Here is a 25353-nt window from a genome sequence, read left to right as displayed (position 1 = left end):
ATAAATTAAAAAAATTCTTTTTCTTGTTATAAAATTTGGAAATTATGCCAAACTATAATAAGAGGAGGGATAGAGTGAAAAGATACTTATTATTTGTTTTAACTCTAGTATTAATATTGCAAGCAGGATGTAGGACTAAAGTTGATAAGGAAATAGTGGAAGTTGAAGAGCCGGAACGAACATCCATAGAGGTAGCGGTTGAAGATAAGATAATAATTGATAGATCAGAGGATCTATCAGATTATGTAGTTGAACTATTTGGTGTAGATGATGCGGCTACAATTATTTTCAACGACATAGCATTGGTTTCAGTTATTATGGCTCAAGATAGTGAGTTTACAGAAGATACTAAACAGATAATTAACAATTTAGTATTGGAAAAGGATGAGGAAATATCACAGGTATTTATATCTGATGATGAAAAGACATTCTTTCAAATTGTAGAAATCATAGGGGACTTAATGAATGGTTCGTCTTATGATAAATACGTTAGTCAAATTAGTAAACTTGTTGAGAAAAACAAATAAGAAATAAAAAATAAAAACCCATTCTAAAGAGTGGGTTTTTGTATTTTTTTATCTATTTCATAATATTAATATAAGTAACAAATTAAAATTTGGGTATAGTAAAAATAATATAAATAAGAGGGAGGAATAGAATTGCCTTTAAAATCAGAAAGAATACAAATTGACAATGGAATCTATTTAAATCTAATCTATACAGATAAATTCAAATCAAATTTACTTAGCTACTACTTCCTAAGACCGCTATCAAAGGATGAGGTTACTAAAAACGCACTACTTCCTTTAGTACTTAAAAGAGGGACTGAAGAATATGATACAAATTTAAAAATACAGAAAAAATTAGAAGAAACTTACGGTGCTAATCTTAGTATATCTGTAAATAAAAGGGGAGAAAGACAGGTATTAAGATTCACTGTTGAAGCTATAAATGGAAATTATGTAGGAGATAAGAAAAATATATATGAAGTAATCAATCTTTTACAGTCTATTATTCATAATCCAACTTTAGAAAAGGGATATTTTAGAAAAGATTATGTGGAACAGGAAAAGGAAAACCTAAAGAATAGAATTGAAGGTAGGATAAATGATAAAAGATCATATGCACTAGATAGGTGTATAGAGGAAATGTGTAAAAATGAAAAATTTAGTATATATCCCTTGGGAAAAGTAGAAGATTTACAGAGTATTGACGAAGATATATTGTATAATCACTATAGCGATGTAATCAGTACTAGTCCCATAGAAATATTTTATATAGGAGAATATGATGATGAATTAATAGAATATATTAAAAATATAGGTAAGACAGAGAGAAAAGATGTTTTAACTATACCAAGGGAACAAATCATATCTGGAGTTCAAACTAAAAATATGATAAGCGAAGATTTAGATGTAACTCAAGGTAAGCTAGTTCTTGGATTCAGGACAGGAATTCCTTATGAGGATAGATTATATAATGGACTTATAGTAGCCAGCGATATATTAGGCAGTGGACCGAATTCCAAGCTTTTTAGAAATGTAAGAGAAAAGGAAAGCTTAGCATATTATATTACATCTACTATTTACAAGTATAAATCTATAATGTTAATAGATGGTGGAATAGAGTTTCAAAACTTTGAGAAAACACTAGATATTGTAAATGAACAATTAGATGAGATGAAGAAAGGAAATTTCACAGAGGAAGATATAGAAATATCAAAAAAATCCATAAAGTCTTCTACAGAATCCATTAGAGATAGTGCTTTTCTTATATCAGAATACTTTTTTAGCCAAATCTTATCCAATGATAATAGGTCTTTAGAAGAAATATTAAAAGATATAGATACCGTAACTAAAGAAGAAATAATAGATGCCATATCTCAAGTGGCTCTAGATACTATATATTTTATGAAAAATTCGAAGGTAGAATAAACTAATTATATCTTAAGGAAATAAAGGTAGGAGGTAAAAAATTGGATATTAAAATATACGAAAATGAGAAAATAAAAGAAAAACTTTTCTTTAAAGAACTAGATTCAGGATTAAAGGTTTATTTTATGCCAAAAGAAGGCTATACAAAACAATATGCAATATTTTCTACTAATTATGGAAGTATAGATAATATATTTACACCTATAAGAGAGGATGAAACCATAGAAGTTCCCGAGGGTATAGCCCACTTTTTAGAGCATAAACTATTTGAGGAGCCTGAGGAAAACATATTTGACAAGTTTTCTAAATTAGGTGCAAATGTTAATGCTTATACTAATTTTACTCAAACAGCCTATTTATTTTCATCTACTGAGAACTTTTATGAAAATTTAGAACTGTTAGTACAATTTGTCCAGCATCCATATTTTACTGATGAAAATGTGGAGAAAGAGAAGGGAATTATTGCCCAAGAAATAAATATGTATAAGGATAATCCAAATTGGAGAGTATTCTTTAACTGCTTGAGAGCTATGTATACTGAACATCCAGTTAGAATAGATATAGCAGGTACTGTAGAGAGTATCCAAGATATAAATAAAGAATTGCTTTATAAATGTTATGATACTTTTTATAATCCCAATAATATGGTTTTATTTATTGCGGGAGACCTTTCTTTTGATGAAATACTAAAGATAGTAGAAAAAACAGAAAGAAAAGATTACACAAAAATAGAAGAAGTAAATAGAGTATTTAAAGAAGAACCAAAGGGAGTAAAGGAAAGTTTTATAGAGGAAAACATGATGACCTCAACTCCACTATTCTATATAGGCTTTAAAGATGAAGATGTAAATCTACCTGGAGAAGAGAGAGTAAAGAAGGATCTAGTAACTAATTTTATTCTAGATATGATATTTGGTTCCAGCTCTGTATTTTATAATGAACTTTATGAAGAGGGTATTATAGATAGTAGTTTTGGAGCATATTTTACAGGTAAAAAGTCATATGGACATTCATTAGTAGGGGGAGAATCTAAAAAGCCTAAGGAAGTTTATAATAGAGTAATGGATTTATTTGAAAAAGACCCACAGTCTATTTTGATAGAAGATGATTTTAATCGTATTAAAAGAAAAAATATCGGTGGATTTTTAATGGCTTTTAATTCAGTAGAGTCTATTGCCAATAATTTTATGGATCTTTATTTTGAAGAAGTTCTTTTAATAGATTACTTGGAAATCTTAGAATCCATAGAGTATAAAGATCTTATTGAAAGATTTAACAAACATTTCGTAAAAGAAAATGTAGTTTTATCCATAGTTAATCCATTATCATAATAGAAAAATTTTACCATTTATGATATACTAAACAAATGATATATTATGAGAGGTGGTTTTACTATGGATCCAGTTGCATTTAGCGTATTTGGTCTTGAAGTAAGATGGTATGGAATTTTAATCGCCATGGGAGTACTTATAGGTACTATAATTGCACTAAGGGAATCAAAGAGGTTGGGAATTGGTGAAGAGCCTTTAATAGACCTATTGATTTGGGCAATTCCTCTAAGTTTAGTAGGTGCAAGAGCTTATTATGTAATCTTTAGTTGGGATATGTATAAAGGTGATTTAATGGAAATATTAAGGATTAGAAATGGTGGATTAGCTATTCATGGAGCTATAATTATGGCTATTATTGTAACAGTTGTATTTACTAGAATTAGGAAAATAGATTTTTGGGCTATTGCAGATGCCTGTGGACCAAGTCTTATATTAGCACAATCCATAGGAAGATGGGGTAACTTTATAAACCAGGAGGCTTATGGAGGACCTACAAACTTACCTTGGGGAATAATGGTAAATGGAGTAAAAGTCCATCCTACTTTTCTCTATGAGTCACTTTGGAATTTCCTAGTGTTTTTATTTCTTCTTTGGTACGGAAGGAATAAACAAAAGGTTAGGGGAGAAGTATTCCTTTTATATCTAGCGTTATATTCTTTTATTAGATTTTTGGTTGAAGGACTTAGAACGGATAGTCTAATGTTGGGAAGTATTAGAGTAGCTCAACTTGTAAGTGTAATAGGAGTTATAATTCCAATGTATATATTCTATAGAAGAAGAAAAAAGAATGTAGTAATATAAAAAGTAAATATATTAATAAAAATTTAAAAACTTGTTAAGGAAAAGATTTTTTAGAGAAAATAAAGATAGAAAAATTTCTATTTTTATGGTTTAGGCTGTTGGTAAAAAATACCAACAGCCTTTTTATGTCATTAAATTCATATATATCTCTTAGAAAAGTCGAAAAATACGAAATTATGACAAAAGTACTAATATATTTTTTTGAAAAAAAGGTGGAAGGTTCACTCGATTTAGTATAGAATAGTATATATAGTGGTGAGAAGTGGTAGGAAGTGGTAGATAGTATATAATAAGTGAGTGGTCTATATGTTTATTGGTGAATATCAACATACCTTAGATACTAAAGGAAGAATAATCATACCTTCTAAGTTTAGAGAAGATTTAGGAGATGAGTTCGTTATGACCAAAGGTCTTGATAACTGTCTTTTTATCTATCCTAAAAAGGAATGGACCATTTTAGAGGAAAAGCTTAAAACATTACCACTAACCAATCGTGATGCAAGGGCATTTATTAGATTCTTCTTTTCAGGTGCTAGTGAAGGGACTTTGGACAAGCAAGGAAGAGTATTAATACCATCAAATCTTAGAGAACATTCTAAGTTAGATAAGGAAGCTGTAGTTATAGGAGTATCTACTAGGATGGAGATTTGGAGTAAAGAAGAATGGGATGCCTACAATAATGATGATAATTTAAGCTATGAGAGTATTGCTGAAACCATGGCTGAACTTGGGATATAACTGGGGGAGATAAAATGAAATTTGAACATATATCAGTTTTATTAAATGAAGTACTAGAAGGATTAAATATAAAAGAAGATGGTATTTATGTAGACGGCACATTAGGTGGTGCAGGTCATTCATCTCATATAGTTAGAAAATTGGCTACAGGAAAGCTAATAGGTATAGACCAAGACCTAAATGCTTTAAAAAAGGCAGAGAAGGTCTTAGAAGATTACAAGGACAAGGTAGTATTAGTTCATAATAATTATGAAAATATAGAAGATGTATTAGACCAGCTAGGTATTGAAAAGGTAGATGGTATTCTCTTAGATATTGGGGTTTCCTCCCATCAATTAGATGAGGAATCAAGAGGATTTTCTCATAACAAAGATGCGGATTTAGATATGCGAATGGATGAGACAAAATCCTTTTCTGCTTGGGACGTGGTAAATAAATATTCAGAAGAGGAATTAGAAAAAATAATATGGAATTATGGTGAGGAAAGATGGGCAAAGAGGATAGCAAAATTTATAGTGGAGGAAAGAAAATCTCATCCAATAGATACTACATTTCAGTTAGTAACTGTTATAAAAAAGGCTATACCAAAGGAAGTTCGTAAAGATGGTCACCATCCTGCTAAAAAAACTTTTCAAGCAATTAGAATAGAAGTAAATAGAGAGTTAGATGTACTAAAAGACTCTATTCCAAAGATGGTAGAAAGATTAAATCCTCATGGAAGGTTGGCGATTATTACATTTCACTCCTTAGAGGATAGAATTGTTAAAGAAGGATTTAAAGAATTGTATAAGGACTGTATTTGTCCACCACATTTACCTCAGTGTATATGTGATAAACAAAGAGAAATCGAAATCATAACTAGAAAACCAATAGGACCTAGTAAAGAGGAAATAAACTTAAATCCTAGATCAAGATCGGCAAAGCTTAGGATAGCAGAGAAACTTAGTGTTCTAAATAGAAAAGGGGGAGAATAAATTGTTAGTAGCGAGGGAACTGAAGTATTATCCTACAGAGGAATTAGAAGTACAAAAGAAACCGAGAAAAAGCCAAAAAAAAGTTAAGCTAAAAAAGAAAAGAAATAATGGCCTTGCAAAACTAATGATTTTAAGTATGCCATTATTCTTCTTAGGAATAGCACTACTAATACTATTTAGATATGCAAATATAACTGCTGTAAGGCAAGAGATAACAAAATTAGAAAGACAAAGAGCTGAACTTGAAGTAGTCAAACAAGACTTAATAGGAGAGTTAGAAGGAATAAAGTCTTCAACAAAGATTTCAGAGGATGCCATAACAAAGTTAGGAATGAACTATCCAGAAGAAGGTCAGGTAGTGTATATTGCAATAAATGAAAATGAGATGGATAGTCTAGAGAAGGTTAATAAGGAGAGTCCTTTGAAAAAACTAGTAAGTATATTTAGAAACTTATTTTAGGAGGTAATACTTTGGCAAGACCCAGTTATTCATCGAAGAAAAGGTTATTATTCGTTTTAGGTTTAGTAATGTTTATATCCACTTTTTTAATAGGGAGACTAGGATATTTACAGATTGTAAAGGGTGAAGAACTGAAAAAAGGTGCATTAGAACAATGGACTAAAGGAATAACGATAAAATCTAAAAGAGGAATTATTTATGATAGAAAAGGTAAGAAATTAGCAGTAAGTGTTAGTGCATCTACTGTATGGGCCAGTCCAGCAGATATAAAAGATCCTGATAAGACGGCTAAAGAAGTAGCGAGAATTTTAAATTTAGATGAAGAACAAGTATATTCTAAGATTACAAAGAAAATTGGAACTGAAAAGTTAAAGCAATGGATTACTAGAGAGGAAGCTCAAGAACTTAGAAAGTTAAAATTATCGGGAATTGAAATAGTTGATGATAATAGAAGATATTATCCTTATGGTAATTTTGCATCTTATGTTTTAGGTTTTACAAATATTGACAATAATGGATTAGAGGGGATTGAACAGACCTATGACAAATATCTAACTGGTACCCCTGGAAAATGGGTTAAAACCACAGATGCTGCCAGCAGACAATTGCCCTTTGATGGAGAAAAAATATATGAAGCTTCCGATGGATTATCAGTTGTATTGACTATAGATGAAATTATTCAACATTTTGCAGAAAAAGCAGCAGAAGAAGCAGCTCGAGCAACTCAAGCTAAAAATGTTTCAGTTATAGTTATGGAACCTCAAACAGGAGATATACTAGCATTAACTACTAAACCAGATTATGATCCAAATGAACCAAGAGTTCCATTAAATGAAGAAACTAAGAGACAGTGGGATAATTTGTCACAAGAAGAGCTTCAAAAACGTTGGTATGATATGTGGAGAAACTTTGCAATTAGTGACGCCTATGAGCCGGGTTCTACGTTTAAGATAATTACCGCGGCAGCTGCATTGGAAGAAAACGTAATTAAACCTGAAACCCATTTTTATTGTAATGGATTTGTAAGGGATATAAAGGGTGCAGTACTTAAGTGTTCTAGATGGTATAATCCCCATGGAAGTTTAAATTTTATAGAGGGAATGAACACATCTTGTAACGTAGTGTTTGTAGATGTAGGTAGAAAAGTTGGTAAAGAAAGATTCTTGAAATACATAAAGGCTTTTGGCTTTGGAGAAAAAACTGAAATAGAGCTAAATGGCGAACAGGCAGGAATCGTACCATCTAATGCAGAAAATGTAAAAGAAATAAACTTAGCTACTATGTCCTATGGTCATGGTATTGCTGTTACTCCTTTACAATTAATCAATGCAGTATCTGCTGTGGCAAATGGTGGAAATCTAATGACGCCGCGACTTGTAAAGGAATTGATAGATGATGATGGTAAAGTGGTGGAAAGCTTCCCACCAGAAGTGAAAAGAAAGGTTATATCAGAATCTACTTCTAAGACAATGTTAGAGTTACTAGAAAATGTAGTTAGAGATGGTACAGGAACTAGTGCTTATATACCTGGATTTAGAGTAGGCGGAAAAACTGGAACGGCTCAAAAAATTATAGATGGTAAATATGCACCAGGTAAATATATTGGGTCCTTTGTTGCAGTAGCCCCTGCTGACGATCCAAAGGTTGCCATTTTAGTTATAGTTGATGAACCTGTTGGTCAATACTATGGTGGAACTGTAGCAGCTCCAGTGGCTAAATCTGTCCTTGAAGAAACATTAAGTTATCTTGAAGTGGCTCCTAAGTTTACTAAAGATGAAAAGGAAATGGTTTCTGAAACGGTAACAGTGCCAGATATAATAGGTAAGAACATAGGGGAAGCAGGAAAAATACTAACAGATTTAGAATTAAAATATACAACTGAATACTCAGATTTAACTTCAGAATCTATTATTATAGATCAATTCCCTTTGCCTAAGATACAAGTACAAAAAGGGTCCATAATAGATTTATACTTAAATGTAGAATCAGGAGAAAAAATTATAATGCCAGACTTAACTAGTAAGACTAAAGCCGAGGTAATAAAGATTCTTGATGACTTAAATTTAAACTATGAGTTAAAAGGAGAAGGTAAGGTTAGAAGCCAGACTCCAGCTCCTGGATTACAAATTCCTATTGATGAAAAAATAGAGGTTGAATTTGGTGACACATAAGAGTAATATAAGTAGAGGCAACTTATCTTAAGTTGCCTTTTAGTTAATGTTATACAAGGAAAGAAAGTAGGTGTAATATGAAATTAAGAGATATAGCAAAAGATTATAAAATAGATTTAATAAAGGGAAGTCTAGATATAGATATAAAAAACATTAAAAATGATTCAAGATATGTAGAAAAAGGAGATTTATTTATTGCAGAGAAGGGTTTCACTGTAGATGGACATGATTATATAAAAAATGCAATAGATAACGGTGCAGTTGCCATAGTAGTAGAAAAAGAAATATCTATTGAAGAAGATGTCACAATAATTAAAGTAGAAGATACAATAGATGCCTTAGGAAAATTTTCAGGGATATTTTTTAATAAACCATGGAAGGATTTAGAGGTTATAGGTATAACTGGAACAAATGGTAAGACCTCTATTACTTATTTTATTAAATCCATCTTAGAGGAGAATAGTAATAAAGTTGGAGTAATAGGAACCATGGGTGCAGTTATAGGTAAAGAAAGTATAAAACTAGAAAATACTACTCCAAACTCCCTGGTTATTCACGAATTACTTAAAAATATGGTGGATAAAGAAATGGAGTTTTCCATAATGGAAGTTTCATCCCATTCCTTAGAGTTAAAAAGAGTAGATAATATAGATTTTCAAATAGGCTTATTTACTAACCTTACTAAAGACCATTTAGACTACCATGAAACTATGGAAAACTATTTTAATAGTAAGCTAAAACTTTTCTATAAGACTAATAAATTCAATATAATAAATATAGATGATATATGTGGAAAAGAAATCGTCAAATCTGTAGGCGAAAGAATTCCATTAATTACTTATGGTATAAAGAATAAGGCAGATTTATTTGCAACTAATGTAGAGTTTACACTGTCAAAGGTGAAGTTTACCCTAAATACTCCAAAGGGAAATACTGATGTATTAATTAATATTCCTGGAGAATTTAGTGTATATAATGCCTTAGCTGCTGCATCAGTTGCTTATGCATATGATATTCCACTAGATATAATTAAAAAAGGTTTGGAGAAAGTTCAGGGAATAAAGGGACGATTTGAAGTAGTACCTACAAATACAGATTATACAGTTATTATTGATTTTGCTCATACAGCAGATGGGCTGGAAAAGGTACTTACTGTAATTGATGAATTTGCAGAAGGAAGAAAAATAGTAGTATTTGGTGCTGGTGGAAATAGAGATAGAACTAAAAGGCCAGAAATGGGAGAAACCGTAGGTAGTCATGCAGATTTATTTATAGTTACGTCAGATAATCCAAGGTATGAGGATCCAGAAATGATAATTGAAGATATTTTAGTTGGGACAAAGAAATCAAATGGAAATTATATAAAAATAGTTGATAGGATAGAAGCTATAAAATATGCCTTAGATAATGCTAAACCTAAAGATATAATTCTTTTGGCAGGAAAAGGTCATGAAACTTATACTATCATTAAAGGAGAAACCTATCCTTGTGATGAAAGACAAATAGTACTTGAGTATTTAAACTCAAAGAATATTTAAACTAGATTAGATACTTGAGAGGAGAAAAACTTAATGATTGAATATATAGATATTTTTAGAACGATTTCTATTTCATTTTTGATTACACTTATACTGGGACCAATAATGATTCCTATGCTTAAAAAACTTAAGATAGGTCAGAGTGTTAGAGATGATGGACCACAGACACATCTTAAAAAATCAGGAACTCCGACTATGGGTGGAATTATTATATTTATGGCTTTAGTTCTTACTGTACTTACATCAGGAATGGTAAATAAGGATATGTATATACTTTTAATATCTACCTTTGGATTTGGATTAATAGGATTTCTTGATGATTATATCAAGGTAGTTAAAAGAAGATCCTTGGGACTTCGTCCACATGAGAAACTAATAGGGCAGATAATATTAGCAATAATGCTAGCGGTTTATCAATCATCTACATCCATGTTAGGAACTAAGCTTATAATACCATTTTTAAATAATCAATACTTAGATTTAGGATTTCTTTACATTCCATTTATTGCATTTGTAGTAGTTGGAACTGTAAATAGCGTAAACTTAACAGATGGATTAGATGGATTAGCATCTGGAGTTACATTAATAGTTTTATCGTTTTTTGCACTTGTGGCATTAAACTGGAGACAGGATAGCGTTACTATATTTTCAACAGCTTTAGCAGGAGCTTGTTTAGGTTTTCTAATACACAATGCTCATCCAGCAAAGGTTTTCATGGGAGACACAGGTTCTATGGCTTTAGGTGGAGCAGTATCAGCCATAGCAATACTATTAAATATTCCATTAATAATACCAATAGTAGGTGGAATATATTTTATAGAAGCATTGTCTGTAATTATACAAGTGACATCCTATAAATTAACAGGCAAAAGAGTTTTTCTAATGAGTCCATTACATCATCATTTCGAACAAAAAGGTTGGAAGGAAACTAAAGTAGTAGCAGTGTTTTGGACAGTTACAGTTGTTCTTTGTTTAATTGGAATTTTTAGTTTAATTTAAGGAAAGTGAGTTGGTTTGATGTATTTACAAGATAAAAAAGTCTTAGTATTAGGCCTTGGAATTTCTGGATTATCTACAGTGAAATCCCTGAATAAATTAGGGGCTAAAATAGTAGTATCTGATTCTAAAAAGGAAGAAGAATTAAAAGATTTTTTCCATAAAACTAAAGATATAACAGTTGAAAAACATTTAAACACAAGTGATGTACCATTAGAAAACATTGATTTAATAATAAAAAGTCCCGGAATTGAACCTAATTCTCCACTTATAGTAGAGGCAAATAGAAGAAATATTGAAGTAATCACAGATATAGAACTGGCATATAGAATCTCTCCTACAGACAATATAATATCTATAACAGGTACAAATGGGAAAACAACGACTACAACCTTAGTTGGAGAAATTTTTAAAAATGCTAATTATACTACATATGTGGCAGGAAATATAGGTGTCGGTATATTGTGGGATATGGTAAATGCTAAAGAAGAAGATGTATTTGTAATAGAGTCAAGTAGTTTTCAGTTGGAAAATACAGTATCTTTTAAACCAAAGATAAGCCTTATAACTAATATTACACCAGATCATCTGAATTGGCATGGAGGCTTAACAAATTATATTAGTGCAAAGAAAAAGACATTTAAAAATCAAGATAAGACAGATTATACTATACTTAATTACGATAATAAAACTCTTAGAGAAATAAAAGACGAAGTAAATTCAAATATTATTTGGTTTAGTGTCAATGAGAGGCTAGATAATGGAGTATTTATAGATGATGGAAACATAGTTATAAAGAACAGTGCAACTACTATAAAGGTGTTGCCATATGAAGATTTACAGATACTAGGAAAGCATAATTTAGAAAATGCTCTAGGGGCTGTTGCAGTTGCCTTTGCCTTTGGATTAGATATAGATATAGTAGCTAAAACCCTAAGAGAGTTTCCGGGAGTAGAACATAGAATGGAATATGTGACTGCCATAGATGGAATGAAATTTTACAACGATTCTAAGGGGACTAATCCTGACTCAACTATAAAAGCCATAGAGGCTTTAAATTCTCCAATAATTTTAATTGCTGGAGGATATGATAAAGGGTCAGATTTCAATGAGTTGATTCTTTCGTTTAATGGAAAGGTGAAAGAGTTAATACTTATGGGAAAAACTAGAGAAAAAATAAAAGAAGCTGCAATGAAAAAAGGTATTAAAAATGTTCATCTAGTAGAAAATATGAAGGAAGCCGTTGAATTGGCTCATAAACTTGGAGAAGAGAATAGCAATATATTGTTATCCCCCGCTTGTGCTTCTTGGGGAATGTATAATAATTTTGAAGAAAGAGGTAAAGATTTTAAAGATGCCGTTTATGGTCTAAAGGAGGATTAGAATGGCAAAGAAAAAATCTGTAGAGAAAAAGAAGGCCGTTGATTTTAGCTTGTTAATGTCTGCATTAGTCTTAGTGTTTATAGGTATAGTCATGGTGTTTAGCTCATCCTGGCCTGAGGCCATGCAAGACTTTGGCAATGGTTATTACTTTTTAAGGAAACAAGTAATAGCTGCAGCCATAGGCTTATGTGGAATGTTGGTTTGTATGAATATTGATTATAGAGTTTGGAAGAAATATTCTACTTTAATTTATATAGTAGCTTTAACATTGGGAGCTTTAATATTTACTCCATTAGGGGTATCATTAAAGGGTGCTAGAAGATGGATTAACTTAGGATTTACTACATTTATGCCATCTGATGCCATAAAAATAGGTTCAATTATCTTCTTTGCTAATTTTCTTTCAAATAAAAAAAAGGACATAGCAACATTGCGTCAAGGAACTATACCAGCATTAATCATTATAGGTATATCCTGTGGTGCCATATATGTACAGAAAGACCTAGGCACTACACTTACGTTGGCTGGTACTTTAATGAGTATGTTTTTTATAGCAGGAATGAATCTGTATCACTTAATTTTCATGGGTGCAGGAGCAGTAGGATTGGCATCATTAGCTTTAATGGGTCCTCATAATGCCTATAGACGTAATAGGATAACTGCCTTTAGAGACCCCTTTGCATATAAACTAGATATTGGTTGGCAGGCAGTACAATCGCTATATGCTTTAGGTTCTGGAGGGTTATTTGGATTAGGTCTTGGAAAAAGCAGACAGAAGTTTTTCTACATTCCAGAGTCATATAATGATTTTATTTTCTCTATTATAGGAGAAGAATTAGGATTTTTAGGAACTCTTACTGTAATACTATTATTTTTATTATTGGTTTGGAGAGGGGTTCGTATAGCTCTTAGTATAAATGATACTTTTGGTTGCTATTTGGCAACTGGTATTACTGCACTTATAACTATACAAACCATAATTCATATAGCAGTAGTTACATCATCCATACCAACTACAGGTATAACATTACCTTTGATTTCATATGGAGGTACTTCTCTAATGGTTTATATGTCTGCCGTAGGTATACTTCTAAACATCTCAAGACATGCAAATTTAGATAGGAGTTGAAAAATATGAAGTATTTAATTACAGGAGGAGGTACAGGAGGACATATCTATCCTGCATTGGCAATAGCAAATGAAATAAGAAGTAAAGATAAAATAGCTGATATTCTTTATGTAGGTACTGAGAAGGGACTAGAAAGTGAATTGGTGCCCAAAGAAGGCTTTCAATTTAAAACCATAAGAGTTAAGGGAATGCCAAGAAGAATAAATAAGGAATCTTTCATAGCTTTAAAGGAACTTTTACATGGTATAAACGATGCAAAAAAGATTATAAAGGATTTTAAGCCAGATGTGGTAATAGGTACAGGTGGATATGTATGTGGGCCAGTAGTATATATGGCAAAGAAAAAAAAGCTTCCTGCTATAATACATGAGCAAAATGCTTTTCCGGGGATTACAAATAAAATACTTTCTAGATATGTAGATAAGGTTTTAGTAACCTTTGACGAGGCGAAGAAATACTTTAAATATCCAGATAGAGTAGTAAATGTAGGTAATCCAATTCGTGAAGAAATCGTAAAGATTAATAGTGAAGAATCATATAAAACTTTAGATATAGAGAAGAATGTCCCACTTATTTTATCATTTGGTGGTAGTGGTGGGCAAAAAAAACTAAATGATGCCATGTATTATTTCATAAAGGAATCTATAGAAAGAAAAGATGTTCAAGTAATTCATGTAACAGGCAAAAGATTTTATGAAGAATTTATAAATAGGTTAAATAGAGATAATATAAAATTACCTAAAAATATTAAAGTCTATTCATATTTTTATGAGATACCTGAAGCTCTTAATATAGCCTCCCTTGTAATTACCAGCTCAGGAGCTATTACACTGGCTGAAATATCTGCTGTAGGTGTACCAAGTATTCTTATACCAAAGGCTTATACGGCAGAAAATCATCAAGAATACAATGCCAGAGCCTTTAGTGACAAGGGAGCTTCAGTGTTGATGTTGGAGAAGGATTTAAACCATAAGGACTTTAGTAATACTATAAATAAACTAATTAAAGATGAAGAAAGATTAACTAAGATGGCAAGGGCTAGTAAGTCTCTTGGAAAAGTCGATGCGGCAAAAAGAATAGTTAATATAATAAACGAAATAGCTAAAAAATAAAACTGTAACCACCTATAACCCAATGCATAATATGGTGATATACACTTATTATCAACTATGTGGAGGTGGTTAGGTGGAAAAGTATATTATAAATGGTGGTAATAGATTAACTGGAGAACTTTCAATTTCAGGAGCTAAGAATGCAGTATTGCCAATATTAGCCGCTACAGTTATAAGTGGAAATAAAAGTATAATATCAAACATCCCTAATCTTAGAGATGTTCAAATAATGAAGGATATATTATTAACTTTAGGGTGTACTGTAGAGCATGAGGGAAATACCATAACAGTTGATTCTAGACCACTAGATAAAATAATAGTACCAGAAGAGTTAGTCGGTGAAATGAGATCTTCTATTATACTAATGGGTGCAATGCTTTCTAGAACTGGGGAAGTTATTATTTCTTATCCAGGCGGTTGTGAAATAGGTCCAAGACCTATAGATTTACATCTTAAGGCCATAAGAGATATGGGGGCAGAAATTGAAGAGTCCCATGGACATCTACATTGTAAGGCAACGAAGCTGAAAGGAGCAGAGATACAATTAGATTATCCATCTGTAGGGGCAACAGAAAATATAATTTTGGCAGGAGTAAGAGCTGAGGGAACAACAATAATTAGAAATGCAGCAAGGGAGCCAGAAATAATTGATTTGCAAAGTTACTTAAATAAAGCTGGAGCAAAGGTTTCTGGAGCAGGAACATCTGTTATAACAATAGAAGGAGTAGAAGAGTTTAAAGATGTAAATCACAATATAATATCTGACAGAATTGTAGCTGGGACTATTATGACTGCTGCAGCAATAACTGGTGGAGATATAATAATCAATAATATTGTTGTAGATCATGTATTAAGTATTATAGCAAAATTAAGAGAAGCAGGAGTAGTTATATATACAAATGGTAATTCAATGAAGGTAATGGGACCGAGGAAAATCAATTCTATAGAAATGTTACAAACTTTACCTTACCCAGGATTCCCAACTGATATGCAGGCACAAATGATGGCACTTTTATCTGTGGCAAATGGAACTAGTGTAATCTCCGAGACTGTATTTGAAAATAGATTTAAACATGCAGAGGAATTGGCAAGAATGGGAGCTAATATTAAAACCTTTGGAAAAGTAGCAGTTATTAAAGGAGTAAAAGAGTTAACAGGAGCTAGGACTACAGCAAAAGATTTAAGGGGTGGAGCCGCTTTAGTTTTGGCAGGATTAGTTGCTAAGGGGACTACTGAAGTTCATGATATCTATCATATTGAAAGAGGATATGAAAACTTACATTTAATTTTACAAAAATTAGGTGGAGATATTATAAAGATTAATTAGCAGCCCTGGCTGCTAATTATATAGAAGGACAAGCTAGAGGTGAGGAAGATGCAAAAACTTTCACGGGTAGAGAAAAAGATGCGGCGAAGAAGATTCTTTTTTCGATTCTTATTGTTAATTATATTGATTGTTTCCATGAGTGTATTGGCTCTTAATTCAGATTTTTTTGCTATAAATAATATAAAGGTAACAGGAAATAGTAAACTAACGAAGGATAACATAATTAGTGCATCATCTATAAAATTAGGTGAGAATATATTTAAAATAAGTACAAAACTTGGAAATGAAAACTTAGAGAAACTTTCTTATGTAAAAGATGTAAAAATAAAAAGAAAGTTTCCAAGAGAAATTATTATAAATATTACAGAACGTAAGGAAATAATTCAAATAAAAGAAATCTCTTCTTTTATATTAGTAGATATTGAAGGATATATATTGGATATAGTAGATACAGAAAATGATAAATTACCACAATTAAGGGGTTTAAATACAGAATATGAAAAAATTGGGGACAATATATTTTCTTTAGAAAAAGATAATATGGGTATCGAATTGATTAAGGAGGGACAGGCTGCCAAACTTCTTTCTAAATTCAAGGAAATTAACATGGAAAATATTGGTGATGTGAATATAAAACTATTTAATGGGATTACTGTTGCCTTTGGAGCCTTAGATAATGTAAAATATAAGTTAGGTCTATTAGACACGATTTTAAAAGATATTGAAAAAAATCAGAGACCTTGTACAATGATTGTAATGAATAAAGGAGAAAATCCATTTATTGTTGTTGATGATTAGGGGGGGTAAAATGAAAAGAGTTAAAGAATATATTGGATTAACTGTAGTATCAATTTTTTTGGGGGTTATTTTATCCATCCAGTTTAAGACCATAAATAAAACTGTTGGAGAAGGAGTTATGCCTGCACAAAGAGCCCAGCAATTAGCTATAGAGCTTAAAAAAGCTCAGAATGAAAGAGAAGCACAGGGAAAAATAATTGAAGAACTGGAGACTAAGATAAAGCAATATGAAAAAGGCGAAATAGACAAAAATGTATATGCAGAAAATCTATATAATGATACAATGAAATATAGAATGTTAGCTGGATATTTAGATGTAGAAGGGCCTGGAATAGTTATGGAAATCAATGATCCCCCTGTAGACCTAGAATTTGGCGATGGATATAGTATTTCAGATGAATTAGATTTAGTTCTTCAAGTAATATCTGTTTTAAACGCAGCTGATGCTGAAGCAATATCTATTAATGACCAAAGGTATACGGCTTTTACTGAAATAGAAAAGGCAGGAAATCATATTGAAATTAATGGTGTATCAACGAGTACACCAATAGTGATTAAAGCAATTGGAAAGCCTGAGACATTGGAATCAGCTTTAAACCTTAAGGGTGGAATAGTAACACGACTTAGAGACTATGACTATCTTGTTCATGTACGTCAAGAGCCTAGTATAAATATATCTAAGTATAGAAAGATAAAGGAATTTATTTACTCTAGTCCAATGGAACAACCGGCTAATTAATAGGGGTGATTAATATGAAAAAAGACAATCCTAAAATCGTCCTTATGTTTTTTAGTATTATAATAGGTATTTTTATAGCCACACAGATAAAGATGAAATTAGAAATATATGCACCAGTTACAGTAAAATCATTGCAAATGACAAAGGCTGAAATTGTATCTATCAATAATGAAATATCAGAATTAAATAAGGTAATAAAACAAAAAGAAGAAGAGTTAAAATTACTGGAAAATATTGCCCAAGGTGACGATAATATTATAGATATTTTAATAGAAGATATTAAGCATAATAAATTTCACTCTGGGAGAACAGATTTAACAGGCCCAGGAATTACTATTACTATGTATGATAACCCTGAGGAAAGAGTAGTAGGATTTGATATTAATGATGATGTAATCCATGATGTAGATATATTGCACATTTTAAATGATTTAAAAATAGCAGGTGCAGAGGCCATAAGCATAAATGGAGAAAGAGTTCTATCAACATCAGAAATAAAATGTGGTGGCCCGACTATTAGGGTAAATGGCAGAAGTTCTGCAACTCCTTTCGTTATTAAGGCTATAGGAGATCCTAAACTATTATATGCATCAGTTAGTGCGCCTAATACTTATGGGGATATATTAAAAAACTTATATAATATAGGCTTTGAAGTTGAATCGGAGGATTATATAAAAATTCCTGCATTTAGGGGAACTATGAATTTTAAATATGCAAAACCAGTAGGAAAGGGTGATTAAATTGTTTTTTGCACTAATTGGAATTTTAATAGGAGCTGTAATAGGGTTTATTCTGCCTTATACTTACAATACAGCCTATTCACTTTATATATCTGTAGCAATATTGGCTTGCTTAGATTCAGTATTTGGTGGTATAAGAGCTAATCTAGAAAAAAACTTTAATATAAATATATTTATTTCAGGTTTTTTTGGAAATGCAGTTTTAGCAGCATTTCTAGCTTATTTAGGTGATAGATTAGGAGTACCATTATATTATGCAGCTATATTTACTTTTGGAGGACGACTTTTTGAAAACTTTGCAAAAATTAGAAGAAATCTTCTATTCAAAAGAAAAGAATCTAATTAATGTTTAAATAATCATACAAGATATAGGATTATCTACTATAAGAGAAGGGGGAAAAAAGATGTTTGATTTTGATGTTGATGTTGATCAATTTGCTAAAATAAAGGTTATAGGTGTGGGTGGTGGTGGAAATAATGCCGTAAATAGAATGGTTGAGCATGGTGTTAGGGGTATTGATTTTATCGCATTAAATACAGATAGACAAGCACTGTATTCTTCAAAGGCAGAAGTAAAGCTTCAATTAGGAGAAAAACTAACGAGAGGTTTAGGTGCTGGTGCAAATCCAGATATTGGAGCAAAGGCTGCAGAAGAAAATAGAAATGAAATAATGGAATCCATAAAAGGAGCCGATATGATTTTTATTACGGCTGGAATGGGTGGAGGAACTGGTACTGGTGCTGCCCCTGTAGTAGCAGAAATAGCTAAGGAATTAGGTATACTTACAGTTGGTGTAGTTACTAAACCATTTACCTTTGAAGGACCTAGAAGGTTAAAACATGCTGAGCAAGGAATTGAAGAGTTAAAGTCTAAAGTAGATACTTTAGTTACTATTCCAAATGATAGATTGCTTCAAGTTTCAGACAAGAAAACTACTATGGTAGAAGCTTTTATGATGGCAGATGAAGTACTTAAACAAGGAATCCAAGGTATATCAGATTTAATAGCTGTACCAAATCTTATAAATCTGGATTTCGCAGATGTTAAAACAATAATGTATGCTAAAGGCATAGCACATATGGGAATTGGTAGAGCTGCTGGAGATAATAGAGCAACCGAAGCAGCAAAGCAAGCAATTAAGTCTCCATTATTAGAGACATCCATAGAAGGAGCAAAGTCTGTACTATTGAATATAACTGGTGGAGATGATTTAGGTATATTTGAAGTCAATGAAGCAGCAGATTTAATTAGGGCAGCTGTAGATAAAGATGCCAATATAATATTTGGTGCAGGTATAGATGAAAGCTTAAAAGAGGAATTAAAAATAACTGTAATTGCAACAGGATTCGACCAAGCTACAGTAGAGAAAAAACAAGCGCAAGAGGAAGTAAACAATACTGGTGAGGCTGCAGAAGCAAAAGAAGAAGCAGCATCTGCCGCTGATGTAGATGAATTGGATATTCCGATTTTCCTTAGAAGAAGAGATAGAAAAGATATATAGAAATAAAAAATAAGTAAAAAAACGTATCTTATTGACGAGATACGTTTTTTTTATTATCTATAAAATGACAAAAATTTTAGATTATATGTCCTATAATAATTATTAGAGAATAAAATAGACAGAGGAGGTATTTCTTTGTATGTAGTAGCAGAATATTTATTTATTGAAAATTTCCTTATAAATTATGCTATTTTACAAAGTACTAAAATAATTACTAGAACAAAGACAAAGAAAAGTCGGATTTTTATTACTTCAACCATAGCAGCTTTATATCCATTTGTTTTATTTTTTCCCATATTAAGTTTTCTGACAAACTTTTTTATGAAAATAATAATATCTATACTCATAGTTAAATTAGCATATAATTCTAAGTCTTTGAGTTTATATTTAAAACAATTATCGGCTTTTTACGTTGTGTCTTTTGTATTTGCAGGAGCAAGTATAGGAACATATTATTTTACAAATAGTTACGAAGACATATTATTTAACTATACTGGGATAAATCATTCTATACCTATGAAGTATATATTTTTAGGAGTAGTCTTAGGTGGAATTATGATTACAGGAATAGTTCAGTATTATCAAGAGAAAGTATCTAAGGAAAAGGAATTATTAGATGTGACAATCTATTTAAATAACCAAAAGGTGTGTTTTACAGCACTTACAGATACAGGAAATTCCTTAATAGAGCCAATATCCAAGTCTCCAGTATTTGTTGTGGAGTATAGAGTAATAAAAGATTTATTACCAGAAAGGTTGAAAAATATATATGATAATAATAGGGAAGATGATTTTATATCTATTCAAGGAGTCTTAGGAGATATAGGTGATGAAGTTATACTGCGGCTTATTCCATTTAAGGCAGTAGGTGCAAAAAATGGTATTCTATTGGGGTTTAAACCAGATTATATTACTATTTTAGAGGATGAGTCTGAAAAAATATATGATGATTTATTAATAGGTATATTTAATGACAGGCTGTCCCATGATGACCAATATAATGGATTATTAAATATAAGTATATTAAATGGAGGGGATTTAAGTGTTAAAGAAAATTAAAATGAAATTACATAGGTTTATATACAGGATATTACATAAATTAAACTTAGTTAAAGGAATTTATTATATAGGTAGTGGAGAAGTATTGCCTCCACCATTGAATCCAGAAGAAGAAGAATATTATCTATCTATTCTCAAGACAGATGAAAGTGTAAAAAGTATTTTAATCGAAAGAAATCTAAGACTTGTAGTATATATAGCAAGAAAATTTGAAAATACTAAAATATCTATAGAAGATCTTATATCCATAGGTACCATAGGATTAATTAAAGCCGTAAATACTTTTGATCCAGATAAAAATATTAAACTGGCAACCTATGCATCCAAATGTATAGAAAATGAAATCTTAATGTACTTAAGAAGAACTAGTAAAATGAAATCAGAAATATCTTTAGATGAACCCTTAAATACAGATTGGGATGGTAATGAACTTTTATTATCTGATATTATGGGTACTGAAGGAGATATAATATTTAAAGATATAGAAATGGAAGTGGATAAAGCTCTTTTAAGACAGTCAATTGATAAATTATCAAATAGAGAGAAAACCATAATAGAATTACGATTTGGACTTCATAATACTAACGGAAAAGAAAAGACTCAAAAAGAGGTGGCAGATATGCTTGGGATATCTCAATCCTATATATCTAGACTGGAAAAAAGAATAATAAAAAGATTAAAGAAAGAAATGGTAAAATTGATGTAAAATGGATTGCCTCTAAAATTATTTTTTGAATAAAAATAATTTTAGAGGCAATAATTTTATACGAAAGGGGCAATACAGCATGAAAGGATGAAATTAAATGCATATATCTAAAGTTGAAATATGCGGAGTAAACACTGCAAAGCTTCCAGTACTCACTAATGAGCAGATGCAAAAATTATTTGTTAAAATAAAGGCAGGAGATTTACAAGCAAGGGAAGAGTTTATTCAAGGAAATTTAAGATTAGTACTTAGTATAATCCAAAGATTTAATAGAAGAGGAGAACATGTTGACGATTTATTTCAAGTGGGATGTATTGGGCTAATAAAGGCAATTGATAATTTTGATTTAAGTCAAAATGTACGTTTTTCCACTTATGCTGTGCCTATGATCATAGGAGAAATAAGAAGATATTTGAGAGATAATAATTCAATTAGAGTCTCTAGGTCTTTAAGAGATATAGCCTATAAAGCTTTAAATGCTAGAGAACAGTTGATTAATAAAAATTCCAAGGAACCTACTGTATATGAAATAGCAGAGGAGTTAGGATTGCCTAAGGAAGATGTGGTATTTGCCTTAGAAGCAATTCAAGAGCCAGTTTCTCTGTTTGAACCAATATTCCATGATAGTGGAGATGCCATATTTGTCATGGACCAAGTAAAGGATGATAAGGCTGAAGACGAGGTTTGGTTAAGAGAAATAGCTTTAAGAGAGGCCATGACAAAACTAAATACTAGGGAAAAACAAATTTTAAACTTAAGATTTTATGAAGGTAAAACTCAAATGGAAGTCGCAGAGGAAATAGGCATTTCACAGGCTCAAGTATCTAGACTTGAAAAAAATGCCTTAAGGCAAATGAGAAAATATGTATAACAGTAAGATAGTATAAAATTCTATAGATTTAGTCATATTTACCCCTTATTATATATAAACATAATAAGGGGTAAATATATATAAAGAGGTGAAAGTATGTTTAAATTATCAGAAATAAGAGAAAAGGAAATAATAAATATAAACAATGGTGAAAGAATAGGATATGCTGATGATTTTGAGCTAAATCTAGAGGAAGGTTATATTGATGGGATAGTAGTAGGCGGAATGGGTAAGATGTTAGGTTTATTTGGGAAAAATACAGAAATGATTATTCCTTGGAATGATATAGTAAGAATAGGTACAGATATTATTTTAGTAGACTATAAAGGTGAATTACTAGAATAGACATTTAATGGTGGTTATAATATAATAAAGATGTATAACTTAAGAAGAGGTGAAAATATGAAATGTCCATTTTGTGCATATTTTGAGTCAAAAGTAATAGATTCTAGACCTACCGATGAAGGACAAGCAATTCGTAGGAGAAGAGAATGTATGAAATGCTGTAAAAGATTTACTACCTATGAAAAGATAGAAGAGATACCTCTTATAGTAGTGAAAAAAGATGGTAATAGGCAAGCTTTTAATAGAAACAAGCTATTAAATGGAATCATAAAATCTTGCGAAAAAAGACCAGTATCTATAATAACCATTGAAAATATAGTAGATGAAATAGAAAAATCACTTTATAACTCCTTAGAAAGAGAAGTAAAATCCGATGAAATTGGTGAAATGGTTATGAATAAATTAAAGGATATAGATGAAGTATCTTATGTAAGATTTGCCTCTGTATATAGACAGTTTAAAGATTTGAATTCTTTTATGGAGGAATTAAAAAAAATTTTAGATGAGGGAAATGAGAATAGGAGATAGATATGACTGTTATAAAAAAATATAGAGATAAGATTTTATACTATGAGATAAATGGATTTAATGAAGAGAAGAGAATAAACCATCTTTTTTCAACTAGAATAGGTTGGGAGCAGGATAAGATATTTCATAATTTATCTTATGTATTAGATATTCCAGAAGAAAAGATATATAGAGCAAAGCAAGTCCATGGAACTGATGTATTAATTATAAAGGATCAAGACAATAGAGATATAACTGTTGAAAAGGTAGATGGACTTATTACGCAAGAGAAGGGCATAGCTCTGTGTACCTACCATGCAGATTGTGTACCTATTTACTTTTATGATAATATAAAAGAAGTAATAGGAATGGCCCATGCTGGCTGGAAAGGTACCTTAAACAATATAAACAAAGTAATGATAGAAAATATGATTAATGAATTTAAATCAAATATTAAAGATATAAAGGTTGCCATAGGTCCGTCTATATCTGTTGAATGTTATGAAATAGGTTCTGATGTGGAAAAGCTTTTTACAGATAAATATCCAAATTATTTAGATATAATCATAAAGAAGGATAATAGTATATATTTAGATCTATGGAAAGTAAATAAATTAAATTTATTGTCTCTTGGAATAGAAGAAAAAAATATATTTGAAAGTAATTTCTGTACAGGTTGTAATTTAGATACCTTATATTCCTATAGAAAGGAAAATGGCACAAAGAATAGGATGATAGCAGCTATTACCTTAAATTAAGGATGATATAATGAAAAAAGCAGATTTAAATAAAATAATAATGCAAAATATTTTGCACCATGCAGATATAGGCATTCATGTTATAGATAATGAAAGAAATACTGTTATTTATAATGATTTTATGGCGAAATTAGAAGGTGTAGATAGAAATCAGGTACTTGAGAAAGATATTTTGGAGATATTCCCTAGTTTAAACGAAGAGACTTCTACTCTAATAAAAGTTCTTCATACTGGAGAGGGAATATTCAATAGTACACAATCCTACTTAAATTTTAAAGGGCAGAGAATAACTACCATAAACTCAACTATACCTCTTTATGATAATGATAAAATAATAGGGGCTCTTGAAATAGCCAATAATATAACCCATATTAAAAATTTATCTGATCAATTAATAGAATTACAAAACAAACTAAACTTAACTCAAAAAGATAGGAAAAATCTAAAAAATCAAATAAAAAGATATAATTTTGATGATATTATAGGAAATGATAAGTCGCTAGAATTAGCTAAGAAAATAGCTAAGAAAGCTAAGGACACCACATCAAGCGTCTTAATCTATGGAGATACTGGTACTGGAAAGGAATTATTTGCTCAAAGCATTCATTATGGTGGAAAAAGAAAAAATAAGCCTTTTATAGCTCAAAATTGTGCTGCTATACCTGAATCCTTATTAGAGGGAATTTTATTTGGAACTGATAAGGGTGGATTTACGGGAGCCGTTGAAAGGGAAGGTATATTTGAACAAGCCAATGGTGGAACTCTTATGTTAGATGAAATAAACTCCATGTCACTATCGCTGCAGGCTAAGCTTTTAAGAGTTTTGCAAGAAGGATATATAAGACGAGTTGGTGGAAAAAAGGATATACCTATAGATGTGCGAATTATAGCTACTACCAATGAAGATCCTTTAAAAAGTGTAAAAAATGGAACCATTAGAAAAGACCTATATTATAGACTAAATGTTATTTTTATAAAGATACCATCCATGGCTGAGAGGAAAAATGATATTTCCGTATTATCTGAATACTTCATAAGAAAATACAATCTTTTATTTAAAAAAAATATAAAAGAAATATCTAAAGATGTATTATATTATTTTATGGAATATACATGGCCTGGAAATGTGAGGGAATTGGGAAATGTTTTGGAAGGAGCTATGAATATAGTATCTGATAAAGAAACGATATTAAAAAAAGAAGATTTTATTTCTTCAATTCATATAATGGAAGATAAACCCCTAAAAAAAGCAATTATTTTAGAAGGTAAAAATAAATCTCTACCAGATATTTTAGAAGAAATGGAAAAAGACATTATATTAAATGCATTAGAAAGAAACGAGAATAATATAACTAAGGCTGCAAAAGAATTAGGGATAAAAAGGCAGACTTTACAGCATAAATTAAAAAAATATACGTTCTGATGCAATAATAT

Annotated in this window: 26 protein-coding genes; all 26 read left to right on the top strand. The window is 30.9% G+C overall.

The window, feature by feature from the left end; translation table 11 throughout:
- Positions 1-74: 74 nt before the first annotated feature.
- Entirely contained in the window at positions 75-527 is a 453-nt protein-coding gene (locus tag RBU61_RS10410) for a YhcN/YlaJ family sporulation lipoprotein (protein ID WP_308875320.1), read from the top strand.
- Positions 528-659: 132 nt separating this feature from the next.
- The gene (gene yfmF, locus RBU61_RS10405) at positions 660-1934 is read left to right on the top strand and encodes an EF-P 5-aminopentanol modification-associated protein YfmF (protein ID WP_308875319.1); all 1275 of its coding nucleotides are present in this window, start codon (positions 660-662) and stop codon (positions 1932-1934) included.
- Positions 1935-1975: 41 nt separating this feature from the next.
- Complete coding sequence (yfmH, locus tag RBU61_RS10400) at positions 1976-3265, top strand: EF-P 5-aminopentanol modification-associated protein YfmH (protein WP_308875318.1); 1290 nt, start codon at positions 1976-1978, stop codon at positions 3263-3265.
- Positions 3266-3328: 63 nt separating this feature from the next.
- Positions 3329-4066 (top strand): prolipoprotein diacylglyceryl transferase, encoded by a 738-nt coding sequence (lgt, locus tag RBU61_RS10395; RefSeq protein WP_308875317.1) that lies wholly within the window; start codon positions 3329-3331, stop codon positions 4064-4066.
- A 306-nt stretch (positions 4067-4372) separates the two neighbouring features.
- Positions 4373-4804, top strand: coding sequence for a division/cell wall cluster transcriptional repressor MraZ (gene mraZ / locus RBU61_RS10390; protein WP_308875316.1), 432 nt, complete (start codon positions 4373-4375; stop codon positions 4802-4804).
- A 14-nt stretch (positions 4805-4818) separates the two neighbouring features.
- Positions 4819-5778: a 16S rRNA (cytosine(1402)-N(4))-methyltransferase RsmH gene (gene rsmH / locus RBU61_RS10385; protein WP_308875315.1), complete on the top strand. Its 960-nt coding sequence runs from the start codon at positions 4819-4821 to the stop codon at positions 5776-5778.
- A gap of 1 nt (position 5779) precedes the next feature.
- Positions 5780-6238, top strand: coding sequence for a hypothetical protein (locus RBU61_RS10380; RefSeq protein ID WP_308875314.1), 459 nt, complete (start codon positions 5780-5782; stop codon positions 6236-6238).
- Positions 6239-6249: 11 nt separating this feature from the next.
- On the top strand, positions 6250-8409 hold the full coding sequence (locus RBU61_RS10375) for a penicillin-binding transpeptidase domain-containing protein (protein ID WP_308875313.1): 2160 nt from the start codon (positions 6250-6252) through the stop codon (positions 8407-8409).
- Positions 8410-8486: 77 nt separating this feature from the next.
- A complete protein-coding gene (locus tag RBU61_RS10370) occupies positions 8487-9947 on the top strand; it encodes a UDP-N-acetylmuramoyl-L-alanyl-D-glutamate--2,6-diaminopimelate ligase (protein WP_308875312.1) in 1461 nt (486 codons plus the stop codon).
- A 33-nt stretch (positions 9948-9980) separates the two neighbouring features.
- Positions 9981-10946 (top strand): phospho-N-acetylmuramoyl-pentapeptide-transferase, encoded by a 966-nt coding sequence (mraY, locus tag RBU61_RS10365; protein WP_308875311.1) that lies wholly within the window; start codon positions 9981-9983, stop codon positions 10944-10946.
- An 18-nt stretch (positions 10947-10964) separates the two neighbouring features.
- Positions 10965-12326, top strand: a complete 1362-nt coding sequence (gene murD, locus RBU61_RS10360; RefSeq protein WP_308875310.1) for a UDP-N-acetylmuramoyl-L-alanine--D-glutamate ligase — start codon at positions 10965-10967, stop codon at positions 12324-12326.
- 1 nt (position 12327) lies between these two features.
- Positions 12328-13455, top strand: coding sequence for a putative lipid II flippase FtsW (ftsW, locus tag RBU61_RS10355; RefSeq protein ID WP_308875309.1), 1128 nt, complete (start codon positions 12328-12330; stop codon positions 13453-13455).
- 5 nt (positions 13456-13460) lie between these two features.
- Positions 13461-14567: an undecaprenyldiphospho-muramoylpentapeptide beta-N-acetylglucosaminyltransferase gene (gene murG, locus RBU61_RS10350; RefSeq protein ID WP_308875308.1), complete on the top strand. Its 1107-nt coding sequence runs from the start codon at positions 13461-13463 to the stop codon at positions 14565-14567.
- A gap of 73 nt (positions 14568-14640) precedes the next feature.
- Positions 14641-15894 (top strand): UDP-N-acetylglucosamine 1-carboxyvinyltransferase, encoded by a 1254-nt coding sequence (murA, locus tag RBU61_RS10345; RefSeq protein WP_308875307.1) that lies wholly within the window; start codon positions 14641-14643, stop codon positions 15892-15894.
- A gap of 48 nt (positions 15895-15942) precedes the next feature.
- Entirely contained in the window at positions 15943-16692 is a 750-nt protein-coding gene (locus RBU61_RS10340) for an FtsQ-type POTRA domain-containing protein (protein ID WP_308875306.1), read from the top strand.
- A gap of 10 nt (positions 16693-16702) precedes the next feature.
- The gene (locus RBU61_RS10335; RefSeq protein ID WP_308875305.1) at positions 16703-17431 is read left to right on the top strand and encodes a DUF881 domain-containing protein; all 729 of its coding nucleotides are present in this window, start codon (positions 16703-16705) and stop codon (positions 17429-17431) included.
- Positions 17432-17445: 14 nt separating this feature from the next.
- Positions 17446-18171 carry a DUF881 domain-containing protein gene (locus tag RBU61_RS10330; RefSeq protein ID WP_308875303.1) on the top strand — a complete coding sequence of 242 codons (726 nt, stop codon included), beginning with the start codon at positions 17446-17448 and terminating at the stop codon, positions 18169-18171.
- Positions 18164-18517, top strand: coding sequence for a small basic family protein (locus RBU61_RS10325; RefSeq protein WP_374212439.1), 354 nt, complete (start codon positions 18164-18166; stop codon positions 18515-18517). Before RBU61_RS10330 ends, RBU61_RS10325 begins: the two co-directional genes overlap by 8 nt.
- A 58-nt stretch (positions 18518-18575) precedes the next feature.
- Positions 18576-19673, top strand: coding sequence for a cell division protein FtsZ (gene ftsZ / locus RBU61_RS10320; RefSeq protein WP_308875300.1), 1098 nt, complete (start codon positions 18576-18578; stop codon positions 19671-19673).
- A 135-nt stretch (positions 19674-19808) separates the two neighbouring features.
- Positions 19809-20732, top strand: a complete 924-nt coding sequence (locus tag RBU61_RS10315) for a sigma-E processing peptidase SpoIIGA (RefSeq protein WP_308875299.1) — start codon at positions 19809-19811, stop codon at positions 20730-20732.
- Positions 20716-21438, top strand: coding sequence for an RNA polymerase sporulation sigma factor SigE (sigE, locus tag RBU61_RS10310; protein WP_374212438.1), 723 nt, complete (start codon positions 20716-20718; stop codon positions 21436-21438). Before RBU61_RS10315 ends, sigE begins: the two co-directional genes overlap by 17 nt.
- A gap of 97 nt (positions 21439-21535) precedes the next feature.
- The gene (gene sigG / locus RBU61_RS10305; protein WP_308875298.1) at positions 21536-22309 is read left to right on the top strand and encodes an RNA polymerase sporulation sigma factor SigG; all 774 of its coding nucleotides are present in this window, start codon (positions 21536-21538) and stop codon (positions 22307-22309) included.
- A 96-nt stretch (positions 22310-22405) separates the two neighbouring features.
- Entirely contained in the window at positions 22406-22654 is a 249-nt protein-coding gene (locus tag RBU61_RS10300) for a YlmC/YmxH family sporulation protein (RefSeq protein WP_308875297.1), read from the top strand.
- 57 nt (positions 22655-22711) lie between these two features.
- Positions 22712-23182, top strand: coding sequence for a transcriptional regulator NrdR (gene nrdR, locus RBU61_RS10295; protein ID WP_308875296.1), 471 nt, complete (start codon positions 22712-22714; stop codon positions 23180-23182).
- 2 nt (positions 23183-23184) lie between these two features.
- The gene (gene pgeF / locus RBU61_RS10290; protein ID WP_308875295.1) at positions 23185-23919 is read left to right on the top strand and encodes a peptidoglycan editing factor PgeF; all 735 of its coding nucleotides are present in this window, start codon (positions 23185-23187) and stop codon (positions 23917-23919) included.
- 10 nt (positions 23920-23929) lie between these two features.
- Complete coding sequence (locus RBU61_RS10285) at positions 23930-25342, top strand: sigma 54-interacting transcriptional regulator (protein ID WP_308875294.1); 1413 nt, start codon at positions 23930-23932, stop codon at positions 25340-25342.
- The last annotated feature ends 11 nt before the right edge of the window (positions 25343-25353 follow it).

The organism is Tissierella sp. MB52-C2 (assembly GCF_030931715.1).
Lineage (GTDB): Bacteria > Bacillota > Clostridia > Tissierellales > Tissierellaceae > Tissierella.
Note: the sequence above shows the minus strand (reverse complement) of the source record. Positions and strands in the feature narration are given on the sequence as shown.